General features: G+C 69.1%; 10 protein-coding genes and 3 pseudogenes. 8 read left to right on the top strand and 5 right to left on the bottom strand.

The genetic code is table 11. From position 1 onward, the window contains the following. A partial coding sequence (locus tag M4D54_RS06765; RefSeq protein ID WP_259890765.1) for a hypothetical protein occupies nt 1-1,312 on the bottom strand: 1,312 nt, incomplete at its 3' end. 81 nt (nt 1,313-1,393) lie between these two features. Here M4D54_RS06765 and lipB point away from each other — a divergent pair. Genes lipB through M4D54_RS06750 form a run of 3 tightly spaced genes read left to right on the top strand, consistent with a single transcriptional unit; the run spans nt 1,394 to nt 3,965 of the window. Continuing rightward, nucleotides 1,394-2,155, top strand: a complete 762-nt coding sequence (gene lipB, locus M4D54_RS06760; protein WP_193865872.1) for a lipoyl(octanoyl) transferase LipB — start codon at nt 1,394-1,396, stop codon at nt 2,153-2,155. Beyond that, nucleotides 2,152-3,171, top strand: a complete 1,020-nt coding sequence (lipA, locus tag M4D54_RS06755) for a lipoyl synthase (protein WP_259789130.1) — start codon at nt 2,152-2,154, stop codon at nt 3,169-3,171. The genes lipB and lipA overlap by 4 nt, the downstream gene beginning before the upstream one ends. 32 nt (nt 3,172-3,203) lie before the next feature. Next, nucleotides 3,204-3,965 (top strand): DUF4191 domain-containing protein, encoded by a 762-nt coding sequence (locus M4D54_RS06750; RefSeq protein ID WP_259890764.1) that lies wholly within the window; start codon nt 3,204-3,206, stop codon nt 3,963-3,965. A 310-nt stretch (nt 3,966-4,275) separates the two neighbouring features. On the opposite strand, the gene M4D54_RS06745 is transcribed toward M4D54_RS06750, so the two are convergent. Beyond that, nucleotides 4,276-4,710: an RDD family protein gene (locus M4D54_RS06745; RefSeq protein ID WP_259890763.1), complete on the bottom strand. Its 435-nt coding sequence runs from the start codon at nt 4,708-4,710 to the stop codon at nt 4,276-4,278. Nucleotides 4,711-4,921: 211 nt separating this feature from the next. On the opposite strand from M4D54_RS06745, the gene glnA reads away from it, so the two are divergent. The 5 genes and pseudogenes from glnA to M4D54_RS06720 form a co-directional block, all read left to right on the top strand. Continuing rightward, the gene (gene glnA, locus M4D54_RS06740) at nt 4,922-6,352 is read left to right on the top strand and encodes a type I glutamate--ammonia ligase (protein ID WP_259890762.1); all 1,431 of its coding nucleotides are present in this window, start codon (nt 4,922-4,924) and stop codon (nt 6,350-6,352) included. 486 nt (nt 6,353-6,838) lie between these two features. Further along, nucleotides 6,839-7,117: pseudogene (locus M4D54_RS06735) on the top strand (transposase); the annotation flags it as partial. 238 nt (nt 7,118-7,355) lie between these two features. Beyond that, nucleotides 7,356-8,426: an IS110 family transposase gene (locus M4D54_RS06730; RefSeq protein ID WP_259890760.1), complete on the top strand. Its 1,071-nt coding sequence runs from the start codon at nt 7,356-7,358 to the stop codon at nt 8,424-8,426. A 35-nt stretch (nt 8,427-8,461) separates the two neighbouring features. Beyond that, nucleotides 8,462-9,466 (top strand): annotated as a pseudogene (locus M4D54_RS06725) (IS3 family transposase); the annotation flags it as partial. Between the two features lie 23 nt (nt 9,467-9,489). Beyond that, nucleotides 9,490-9,942 (top strand): annotated as a pseudogene (locus M4D54_RS06720) (transposase); the annotation flags it as partial. A gap of 208 nt (nt 9,943-10,150) precedes the next feature. Here M4D54_RS06720 and M4D54_RS06715 read toward each other — a convergent pair. From M4D54_RS06715 to M4D54_RS06705, 3 genes are all read right to left on the bottom strand, one after another. Further along, entirely contained in the window at nt 10,151-10,339 is a 189-nt protein-coding gene (locus M4D54_RS06715) for a hypothetical protein (protein WP_259890759.1), read from the bottom strand. 335 nt (nt 10,340-10,674) lie between these two features. After that, nucleotides 10,675-11,568, bottom strand: a complete 894-nt coding sequence (locus M4D54_RS06710; RefSeq protein WP_259890758.1) for an arginase family protein — start codon at nt 11,566-11,568, stop codon at nt 10,675-10,677. Further along, the gene (locus tag M4D54_RS06705) at nt 11,565-12,116 is read right to left on the bottom strand and encodes an ABATE domain-containing protein (RefSeq protein ID WP_221844866.1); all 552 of its coding nucleotides are present in this window, start codon (nt 12,114-12,116) and stop codon (nt 11,565-11,567) included. Before M4D54_RS06705 ends, M4D54_RS06710 begins: the two co-directional genes overlap by 4 nt. Nucleotides 12,117-12,151: the final 35 nt, after the last annotated feature.

The following is a 12,151-nucleotide window of genomic DNA, read 5'->3' as shown; positions in this document are numbered from 1 at the left end:
CGGGCACGGGGGTGGCCGCTTCGATCCACCAGGTGCTGCCGTCCCAGCGCAGCTGCAGGTGCACGGTGGCGCGCTCGGTGGCAGGGATGCTACGGGTGGTGCCGTCCTGGCCGACGGTGGTGAGCTCAGCGGTGGAGGTCTCGAGGCTGAGCACAGCGGTACCCTCCGAGGCGGAGTGCTCGACCAGGCCGGCGCCGTGGATGCGAGGCTCGCCCCCGCTGACGGTGACGGGCGCATACGCGGCGCGCACCGCGTCGTCCTGCTCCTGGGCGGGACTGCCCTGCGCAGCCACCGGCGTCTCGCTCTCGCCGGTGACGTAGAGGTGCCGCGCAGCCGCGAGCTCAGCGGCCAGGGCGCCCGGATCCTCGATTACCGGCCCGTTCCTGCGCGCGGGCGCATCCGGCGACCCGGGGGGAACGTTGTCGTCCTGCGACACCGGTGCTTCCGGATCGGGTGCGGCCGCGGCCGGCCCCCGATGCGCGCTCGGCGGCGGGGCCCCCGCATCGGGCCGCTGCAGAGCCCAGCCGCCGATGCCCAGCACCAGGCCCGCCAGGACCACGGTGGCCGTGGTGAGCAGCAGCTCGCCCCGCGGCCGGATCCGCATGCCGCCCTGGCGCCGGCGCGCCTGGATCCGGCGGGGAGCCGGCAGCGGATCGGGGGCGGGCGCTGCGCCCCCGGCCCCCTCAGCGAGGTCCGGTGGGTCCTGCGGATCGCGGACCGGTTGCGCGGAAATCAGCTGCGGTCCTGGACCGTGCTGGTCGATGCGGCGACGCAGGGTGCGGTCCTGGTCATGGAGCACGGAATCCACCCACATCCGGTCATCCAGCCGGGCCATGGAGGTGGGCTCCTCCCTCAGCCCGCTCAGGTCCCGCACGGTCACGCTGCCGTCCGCACGCGCAGCCAGGCCATCCCCCGGGCTCGCCCCCAGCACCCACCCCCGATCGTGCAGGGCAGTGACCAGCGCGTCGAGGTCCTCACGGGCCCGGGCCAGGTACTGGCGCTCCTGCGTTCCGGGGGCCGTCTCCAGGGCCCTGCGACGGCCCTGCGCTGCCCGCGGACCATCCGTGCTCCCGGGCCCGACGGGATTGCCGGCTTCGCGCAGATAGCCGTCGTCCTCGATCTCCAGCACCGCCGGCGCCGCGCGCACCCCGGCCACCTCGAGCGAGGCCAGCAGCTGCAGTTCGGCACGCACCAGCTGCGCCCCCAATCCGGTGAGCGCCCGCACCCGCACCACCTCGGCACCCCCCGCTGCGAGGAGCAGGTCCTCACGGTCCGCGGTGGCCACCAGGATGGTTCCCTCCGTCATGTCCATGCCCGCAGTGAAGCGCACAACGGCGGGTCCCGGCGCCGGTCATCCACAACGCGCAGGTAGCACCGGGCGTACCCTTGGCCTGTGCTCGATGTGATCCGTCTCGGCTTCAGCGAACCTCTTCCCGGCGGGGACCGCCACGAGGAGTTCTCCCTTCCTCCGGGCCCCGTGGAGTACATGGCCGCCTGGGACCTCCAGCGGCGCATCCACGCCCAGGTGGTCGCCGGCGATCGTCCGAACACGCTCCTGCTGCTCGAGCACCAGCCGGTGTACACCGCGGGCAAGCTCACCGCCCTGCACGAGCGCCCCAGGGACGGGGCGCCGGTGGTGGACATCGACCGGGGAGGGAAGATCACCTGGCACGGACCCCAGCAGCTCGTCGGGTACCCGATCGTGGCTCTGCCCGCGCCGATCGACGTGGTGGGCTTCGTGCGCGCCCTTGAGCGTTCACTGATCGAGGTGTGCGCGAGCGTCGGCGTCCAGGGCACCACGGTGGACGGGCGCAGCGGTGTCTGGATGCGGGACGGGGCCGGGGAGCGCAAGCTCGCCGCCATCGGCCTGCGCGTCTCGAAACGCGCCACGATGCACGGCTTCGCGCTGAACTGCGACAACGATCTCACCTGGTCGCGCAACGTGATCCCCTGCGGGATCGACGACGCGGGCGTGAGCACGCTCAGCCGGGAGGCGGGGCGGCGAATCCCCGTGGCCGCGGTGATCGACGCCGCCGAGGAGGCCATGCGCGCACTGGTGGCGCACCGCACCCTCGGCACCCCCGTCGCGGCCACTCGGACGCCGCCCCACCTCGATAGACTGCCAGGACTGTCGAGCAAGGAGGCATGCGCGTGACACTCGCTCCCGAAGGCCGTCGTCTTCTCCGTGTCGAAGCCCGCAACGCCGAGGTCCCGATCGAGCGCAAGCCGGGCTGGATCAAGACCCGCGCCGTGATGGGCCCGGAGTACAGCGCGATGAAGAAGCGCGTGCACGGCAAGGGCCTGCACACCGTGTGCGAGGAGGCAGGCTGTCCCAACATCTTCGAGTGCTGGGAGGACAGGGAGGCCACGTTCCTGATCGGCGGGGACACCTGCACGCGCCGCTGCGACTTCTGCGACATCGCCACCGGCAAGCCCAACCCCGTGGACCCGATGGAGCCGATGAAGGTGGCCCAGTCCGTCAAGGAGATGGGCCTGCGCTACTCCACCATCACCGGCGTGGCGCGCGATGACCTGCCCGACGGCGCCGCCGGGCTGTTCGCCGAGACCTGCCGCCAGATCCACGCGGTGAACCCCGGCACCGGGGTGGAGCTGCTGATCGATGACATCAAGGGCGATCCCGGCGCCCTGCAGCAGGTGTTCGACTCCCGGCCGGAGGTGTTCGCCCACAACCTGGAGACCGTGCCGCGGATCTTCAAGCGGATCCGCCCCGCATTCCGCTACGAGCGCTCCCTGGACGTGATCACCCAGGCCAAGGACGCCGGCATGATCACCAAGTCCAACCTGATCCTGGGCATGGGCGAGACCAGTGAGGAGATCCTCGACGCCCTGCACGCCCTGCACGAATCCGGCTGCGACATCATCACCATCACCCAGTACCTGCGGCCCTCCAAGCTTCACCACCCGATCGACCGCTGGGTCAAGCCCGAGGAGTTCCTCGAGCTTTCCGAGGCCGCCTACGAGATGGGCTTCCTGGGCGTGATGGCCGGCCCCATGGTGCGCTCCTCGTACCGCGCCGGCCGGCTGTGGGCCCAGGCCATGAAGAAGCTGGGCCGGCCCATCCCCGAGCAGCTCCAGCACCTCGACCAGCAGACCCCCGCCCATCAGGAGGCCGCGAGCGTCGTGGCCCGCAGCCAGGCAGCCGCGAGCTGACCACACGCACCCGGAAGGACCCCCAGACCCCCATGGCCCGCAAGAGCGAGACCACCTCGACCCGCGCGAAGGACGCCCCCGCGCGCGACAAGCGAAACCCCGACGGCACCAAGAAGCCCGGCCGGATCAAGCAGATGGTCGAGGTGTACAAGTACACCCAGGAGATCGACCGCACCACCGCCCCGCTGATGCTGGGCGCCCTGGCGATCGCGATCCTCCTGGGCGTGCTGATCAGCTGGCTGGTGTTCAACAGCCCGTGGTACGGCATCTTCATCGGCGTCGGCTTCGGTGTGCTGGCCGCGATGCTGATCCTGGCGCGCAAGGCGGAGCGCGCCGCCTTCGCCCGCATCAAGGGCCAGCCCGGTGCGGCGCTGGCGGCGATGCAGTCGATCCGACGCGGCTGGAACGTGTACGAGGAGCCCGTTCAGGTTGATCCGCGCAGCCAGAAGATGGTGTTCCGGGCGGCCGGTCGTGCCGGCATCGCCCTGGTGGCAGAGGACGAGACCGGCCCGTCGATGAAGCTGCTGGAGAAGGAGCGCCGCAGCATCCGCCGGGTGCTTCAGCACGAGGGCGTGCCGATCCACCAGATCATCGTGGGCGACGGCGAGGGCCAGGTGCCCCTGCACAAGCTCCCCACCCACATGACCCGCATGAAGCGCGTGCTCACCAAGGAGGAGTCCTCGCAGGTGAACAAGCGCCTGGCGGCGCTGCACCGCTCCATCCGCCAGTCCGTGCCCAAGGGTGTGGACCCGATGCGGGCCCGCCCCAACCGCAAGGCCATGCGCGGGCGCTGATCCTCTCTGCCACGGCCCCGTCGGCGCGTATCGCACGCGCTCGGCGGGGCCGTCGTCGTACCAGCGGCCGATGGGGGCGTCGTCGTGCCAGCGGTCGATGGGGCCTTGGTCGTGCCAGCGATCGAGGGGACTGTCGTCGTACCAGCAGCCCATGGCGCCCTCGTGCTGTCGGGGACGCCGGCCCACTGGCCCTGATGCCCCTCGACCTGGGCGGCGTTATGCGCTCGTTATCTTCGTGACCCAACCGTTATCGGCGGTCCGAGCGCTCCGGAGACGCCCCGTGGGGGCCGGCCGCTGGAGGCTCGTCGTCTCAGGCGCGCACCACTGCGGTGCCGGCCAGCACGTCGTGGAGCGGCTGCCGGTCGCGGTTCCACACCACCGCGGTGACGACGGTGAGCATCGCCAGGGTGCGGGCCAGCGCCCGCACCACCATCGGCCAGCGACGCGCCACCGGCAGCACCCTCAGTCCCAGCGCGAACTGCGCCGGGGTGGCCCCGAAAACGCTCAGGAACAGCACGTTCATCCCGGCGAACAGCAGCAGTGTGGCCAGCGGGTCGTACTGGAAGAAGACCATCGAGGTGACCACGCACAGGCCCCAGTCGATCAGCAGGGAGACGAACCGACGCCCCGTGCCGGCCACCGAGCCAGGGCCGGTCGCAGGCAGCCCCAGGGATGAGCCGGGCACATAGTCGGGATCCTGGGGGGTGCCCTCGATCCAGGCGCCGAGGTCGTTGCGGTCGATCACGGGATCACCCTATCGGGGGGCCCTGAACGCGCCCGTCGCGCTGCTGCCGGCCGTCGGGTGTCTGTTCCCGGGGGTTCCGCCGTCACCGCCCCTAGACTTGACGCACCCGGGCGAGGACCCGGGAGCGGCCCGTGCCACAGCGGGGCGCGGCGACCGCCCCACGGGGTTCGAGACACCAGAGGACGCACCGCACGGTGCAGATGGAGGAGATGTGTTCAGCAATCCCAGCGAGGTCGTGAAGTACATCGAGGAGGAGGACGTCGAGTTCCTCGACATCCGCTTCTGCGACCTTCCCGGCGTCATGCAGCACTTCAACATCCCGGCCAGCACCTTCACGGAGGAGGCGATCGCGCAGGGGCAGCTCTTCGACGGCTCCTCGATCCGGGGCTTCCAGGCGATCCACGAGTCCGACATGAAGCTCATCCCGGACCTGGAGACGGCCTACCTGGACCCGTACCGGGAGCGCAAGACGCTCATCATGAACTTCTCGATCGTGGATCCGTTCACGGACGAGCCCTACTCCCGCGACCCCCGCACCGTCGCGGCGAAGGCCGAGGAGTACCTGAAGTCCACCGGCATCGCTGACACCGCCTTCTTCGCCGCCGAGGCCGAGTTCTACATCTTCGACGACGTCCGATTCAAGACCGGCGTCAACTCCGGCTTCTACTCGATCGACTCCGACGAGGCGGTGTGGAACACCGATCGCGACGAGTCCGAGTACGGCGGCAACCAGGGCTACAAGACCCGTCTCAAGGGCGGCTACTTCCCGGTCCCGCCGAACGACCAGATGGCCGATCTGCGCGATGAGATCTGCACCGTGCTCGACGAGGTGGGTCTCTCGGTGGAGCGCGCGCACCACGAGGTGGGCACCGCCGGCCAGCAGGAGATCAACTACCGGTTCAACACGCTCCTGCAGGCCGCCGACGACGTCATGAAGTTCAAGTACATCGTGAAGAACACGGTGTGGGAGGCGGGGAAGACCGCCACCTTCATGCCCAAGCCCCTGTTCGGCGACAACGGTTCGGGCATGCACACCCACCAGTCCCTGTGGAAGGACGGCGAGCCGCTGTTCTACGACGAGCGCGGCTACGGCGGGCTCTCGGACATCGCCCGCTGGTACATCGGCGGCATCATCGAGCACGCACCCTCGCTGGTGGCGTTCACCAACCCCACCGTGAACTCGTTCAAGCGCCTGGTGCCCGGCTTCGAGGCTCCGGTGAACATGGTGTACTCGGCCCGCAATCGTTCGGCGGCGATCCGGATCCCCGTCACCGGCACCTCCCCCAAGGCCAAGCGCATCGAGTTCCGTGCTCCGGACCCCTCGGCCAACCCGTACCTCTCCTTCGCGGCGCAGCTGATGGCCGGGATCGACGGCATCCGCAACCGCATCGAGCCGCCGGAGCCGATCGACAAGGACCTGTACGAGCTGCCGCCGGAGGAGCACAAGCTCATCAAGCAGCTGCCGGAGTCCCTGGGTGCTGCGCTGGACGCCCTGGAGGCGGATCACGACTACCTCACCGAGGGCGATGTGTTCCCGGAGGACCTGATCGAGACCTGGATCGAGCTCAAGCGCACCACCGAGATCGATCCGTTCCGCTTCCGTCCCCACCCGCACGAGTTCGAGCTGTACTACGACATCTGAGTGATACTAGGCTAGTTTCTGCCTCTGACCTGGACTTTCATGGGTTATGAATCCTTGTCGGTTGCACGCGTGCAGTAGGCTCAAGTCATACGGAGTACGACCGAACTAGCGCACGGTTGTCGCATGACTTGGAGGGTCAGAGAGTAGCGGCAGCTCGACGTCGCGGACGTCGCTCCTTCGGGGCGGTACGGAAGCTTCCCAGCGGCAGGTACCAGGCGAGCTACCTGGACCCGTCAGGGACGCGCCGTACCGCCCCGGAGACGTTCACGGCGAAGATGGATGCCGACGCGTGGCTGGCGATGCAGCGAGCCGCATCGAGAGCGGGTCGTGGCGGGGCAGGGACGACCGCACAACGGTTGGAGAATTCGCAGACGAATGGGCCCAGGCGCTCCAGGTGCGGGACCGCACTCGTTACCACTACAAGGTGAATCTTGAATCGGCCCAGGTTTGATGCCGCTGCTGTTTGAGTCCGAGAGGATGGACAGCATGCCGAAGAAGATCGATCCCCAGCTGCGCGCGAGGTGCGTGCGGCTCGTCAGGGAGCACCTCCAGGAGTACCCCACCTTGACCGCCGCCGTCACCGCAGTGGCACGGCGGGAGGGCGTTTCGCGCGAGTCCGTGCGGCGCTGGCTGGCGCAGGCCGAGGTCGACGACGGGACCCGCCCCGGCATCACGAGCGAGGAGTCTGCCGAGGTCAAACGTCTGAAGGCCGAGAATAAGCGGTTGCGGGAGGACAATGAGATCCTGCGCCGCGCCTCGATTTTCTTCGCGTCAATGTCAAAGTGATCGTGCCCGATCGGGGTTCGCTCGTTTCTTCGCTGCCCCGGGTTACGAACGGCACTCGGTGGCTTCTCTCCGATGTGCGGCCTCGGTCGGGCGCCCTGTCGGCAGCGGGTGCGTGGCTTGATAGGAGCCTGCCTGCGAGTTTCGCGCTGAATTGAGGCGTGCCCGCCTCGCTGCCGACAGGGCGCCCGAATAGCCCGTCGACGTAGGAGGTCCCTGGATGGTCATGATCGGCACCGACTCGCACAAGCGCACCCACACGGTCGTGGCGCTCGACGAAGTCGGCAGAAGACTCGGCACCAAGACGGTCCGGACCAACGCCGAGGGCCACCTCGCGCTGGTCGAGTGGGCCACACAGTTCGCCGACCACGACGAGCACGGCGTCAGGTTCGCCTTGGAGGACTGCCGCCACCTCACCCGCCGGCTGGAATCCGACCTCTTGGCTGCGGGTCAACGCGTGCTGCGGGCGCCGACTCGGCTCATGGCCGGTGCTCGCCGCAGCAGCCGCGAACCTGGTAAGTCCGACCCGATCGACGCCGAGGCCGTAGCCCTGGCTGCGCTACGTCACCCCGACCTTCCCGTCGCTGAGCTGGACGGACCTGCGCGTGAGGTCAAGCTTCTGTCTGATCACCGTCATGACCTGGTGGTTCAGCGGTCCCGCATCGCTCAACAGGTTCGCTGGCACCTCCACGAGCTGGACCCGGACCTGATGATCCCCAGCCGCGGCCTGCGACGCCAGAAGGTCGTACGCGAGCTGCTGGCGGAACTGGAACGCTTCGACGACGTCGTGGCCAGGCTTGCCCGGCGACACCTGCTGCGCTGCCAGGAGCTGACTACACAGATCAACGACCTCGAGCGAGAGTTGCGGGACCTGGTTCGTCGGCTCGCTCCCTCGCTGCTTGAGATCCCCGGCTGCGGCGTGCTGTCCGCAGCCGTGATCGTCGGCGAGACAGCCGGAGTGCACCGCTTCCGCGACAAGGACGCCTACGCCCGCTTCACAGGCACAGCGCCGGTGCCGGGCTGGTCGGGATCCAGCGCGGGCAAGGTTCGGCTCAACCGAGGCGGCAATCGGTCCGTCAACTGCGCCCTGCACATGATCGCCGTGACCCAGACCCGCGGCGTCGGGCCGGGCCGGCCCTACCTCGACAAGCAGTTGGCCCGCGGCAAGGACCGCGTAGCCGCCCTGAGGCTGTTGCGCCGGCGCCTCTCCGATGTCGTCTTTGCGGCTCTTCGCGCCGACCTACGTGCAGCCCAGCAGCCCGCCGCGTCGCCTGTTCAACTCGCGGCTTGACATAGGAGCATCGGGGAGCTCGTCCCCCGCAAGCGGGAGGTGCCCCCACCCCGCAACCGCTGATCTGCGCGTTCATCGACGAGATGAGAGCCGAGGGCTATGCAGTCGAGCCGATCCTCCGCGTCCTGCGTCAGCAGGGCCTGACGATCGCTGCACGCACCTACCGGGCCTGGAAGAATCCGGCCAGCATCGCGGCCCGCACCGTCACAGACGCCCTGGTCGAGGACAAGATCCGCGACCTCGCCTGGACCATCAACCCCGCCACCGGGAACGTCCAGATGACGCCCGAGGGACTCTACGGACGTAGGAAGTGGGTCGCGCTGCTCCGCCGCCAGGAAGACCTGGCCGGCACCTCTCGCGGCGCGGTGGATCGCGCGATGCGGACCCTCGGACTCGAGGGCGTCCGGCGCGTCAAGAAGGTCCGCACCACGATCCCCGGCCCGGACGGGAAACGGGCCGGTGACCTGCTGAATCGGGACTTCACCGCCCCTGCTCCGAACCGGGTCTGGGTCACCGACTTCACCTACGTCCGCACCTGGGCAGGGTTCGTCTACGTCGCGTTCGTCGTCGACGTCTTCGCCCAGCGAATCGTGGGCTGGCACGCCTCCACCTCGAAGCAGGTCGACCTGGTCATGACCCCGCTGCGCATCGCGCTGTGGCACCGCGAGAGGGAAGGAAACCCGGTCTCACCAGGGAACTTGATCCATCACAGCGACGCTGGGACTCAGTACACCGCCATTCGACTGACCGAGCACCTCGCCCTCGAGGGCATCGCCCCGTCGATCGGGACCGTCGGCGACGCCTTGGACAACGCGCTGATGGAGACGATCAACGGGCTCTACAAGACCGAGTGCATCCGCACCACCGTCTTCCACACCGGCCCCTACCGGACCCTCGCGGACGTCGAGTTCGCGACCGCCGGCTGGGTCGACTGGTACAACAACCACCGCGTCCACGGCTCCCTCGGGATGCTCACCCCGATAGAGTTCGAGACGCTGCACAACGAGGCCCTCACCCGGGAACCCGAACCCGCAAAGTAGCGGCAGAGAACCTGGGCCGATTCAAGGACGTGTTCTCCGGCCGGATCGCCGGCTACTCGATCAGCGACCGGATGAAGGCCCGCCTCGCCGTGAACGCCCTGGAAAACGCAGTATCCCGGCGTGGCGACGTGGCTGGTTGCATCGTGCATTCGGACCGAGGATCCCAGTTTCAAGCGCGGAGCTTCGTGCACGCCCTGAACCGTCATCACCTCATCGGATCGATGGGGAAAGTCGGTGCTGCCGGGGACAACGCCGCGATGGAGTCCTTCTTCGCACTGCTCCAGAAGAACGTCCTGGACCGCAAGCGCTGGCGGACTCGAGAAGAGCTGCGGATCGCGATCATTCCCCCGCAAGCGGGAGGTGCCCCCACCTGGATCGAACGCACCTACCACCGACGCCGGAGGCAGGCCCGCCTGGGCCGATTGACCCCCATCGAATACGAGACCATCATGAACCCGGTCGCTCTCGCGGCCTGACACCCGAACTGTCACCTGAACGTGCGGCAGTCCCATCAGCACTCCACCGCGGAGAACGGTCGCCAGGTCTGTTGCGTCTCAGGTGCGGGTCCTCTGTCGACTGTGAATCGGAAGCACTGCGTCACCATCGTGGTTGCTCCGACGTGGGTGGCGTCGGGTGCTATCGCCTCGATGCGTACCCGTCCATAGACGCTCGTGGCGTCCTCAGCTATCGAGTCAACGGTGACGACGGCACGATCAGTCCCACGCGCCACGACGCGGCCTCCTTGTCGACAGCCCTGGCCACGTCCTCGGCACCCCGCTGTTCCACCTCGGTACGCCGACGCGTGCCGTCACTGTTGTGGGCCATCACCCACCAGGTCTCGAAGCCCAGCCCGTCCACGACCATCGCGACCACGTGCCGGGACTCTGCGTCGCGGCGCTCCCGACCTGTGTTGCGACGTGACTCGAGGCCGCCTGGTCGAACGCCTCACCGAGATCAGCGAACGCCGCCGACAACTACAAGCAACCGAGAACGCCCTGGCGGCCTGGCTCGGCAGCGAGTCCGCGACATCATGACGAGCCCAAGGGAACGCACGCAGGCGCCCCAATCGATCAACGTCTCCGGTCAGTACACCTGGCGGTCCCGCTCATGACGATCACCGTGCTCGACTCGGTCCGCCTCATGACCGGGATCCATCCTCGATACCCCTCCGCCCGACCACTGAGACCGTCCCTGTCCGCGATCACCGCTCACCCCGGCGTCACCGCCGTTGCGACCAGATCCACGACCCGTCCCAGTTGCGCGGGCAGGTCCCGGGCATGGCTGGGATTGATCTCACACACCGTGAGGGCGGCGAACGCGGGCAGGCGCCCGAAGCCGGCCACCAGTGCGGCGAGCGTGTCGATCCCGAGGCCCGAGCGCTGTCGCGTGTTCTCCGCGATCGGGAAGGCACGCTGGTCCAGAACGTCGGTGTCGACGTGGACGAGGACGCGGTCAAACGGCTCCGCCCACGCGGCCACGCGCTCGATGACCGCCGCCGGGTCTGCGACACAGTCGGCGAGCGGCGCAACGGCCAGGCCGAGATCGTCGAGCGTACGCCGCTCCGCCGGGGTCGCGTTGTCGGCGGCCACGTAGAAGAGCTGGTCGGGCTCCAGGAAGGGTGCACCCCCTCCGATCTCGACGAGCTCGGGGACGCAGCCCGGAAGGCCCAGCAGGTGGGCGGTGCCCATCCAGTCCAGGGCACCCTCGGCGCTCGCCGGCGTGTTGAGGTCGTGGTCGAGGTCGATGTACACAAGCCCGACCCGCCCCGCGGCCCGGGCCCCTGCGACGGTGCCGAGTTCGACGGTGCAGTCGCCGCCGAGGACCAGTGCGACGTCGCCGGGTTCGGCCACGGCCGTGGCCACCTCGGCGGCCACCGCACGGGCGACGCGCGCGACCACCCCGGGGTTGCGCGCCTCGGGGCTGTCGGGGTCCTCACCGAACACCTCGTGGACGACGTCACCGCGATCCTCCACGGCCACACCGGCGCGGCGAAGGGTGTCGACGAGTCCGGCTTCTCGGAGGGCACGTGGGGCCTCTTCCTGACCGGGGCCGTAGGCCGCCGCGCTGGACGCGGCGCCGATGATCGTGACGGTTCGGGTCATGTCGTGCTCCTTCGGCGATGGCGATGTCGGTCGACGCGGGCGCGGTTGCCGCAGCCGGGGCTGCACCACCGCTGGTTGGGACGTGAACGGTGGAAGAGCTGGCCGCAGCCCGGCGCGACGCACTCGGCGAGGTTCGCGAGGTCTTCGCGCGCCAGCAGGTCGACGACGGCGGCGGCCAGTACGCCGGCGAGCGCCGGCACCCCTGACCCCGCGTCCAAGCGACTGGCACCGATGTCGCCGGTCAGCAGGCGCGTCACGCCGCCCACGCGGACGGCTTCGTTGATCCGGCGTACGTCCGGCTCGGGGAGCGACTCGGCCCGCGCCGCCGCGCGCAGCAGGCGGCCCGCCGCGTCGCGCAGGGCGACGAGGCCGGTGAGATCGTCCGCATCGACACGCGCCTCCGGCAGCTCCACGGGCTCGGCGTCACGCCAGGCCTGAAGGGCGTCGACGTCGGTCAGCAGTTCCACCACCTCTCCGTCGACCACGAACACCGTGTTCGCGAAGTCGACGGCCAGGTGGTCGCCCAGCCAGCTCCACGTCGTCTTCACGCCCGCATCGTAACGCGCTAATGCATAGAGGGTCA

This window comes from Brachybacterium sp. p3-SID1565 (assembly GCF_025143785.1).
Classification (GTDB): domain Bacteria; phylum Actinomycetota; class Actinomycetes; order Actinomycetales; family Dermabacteraceae; genus Brachybacterium; species Brachybacterium epidermidis.
The sequence above is the reverse complement of the archived record's forward strand: the minus strand, read 5'-3'. Positions and strand labels throughout refer to the sequence as shown.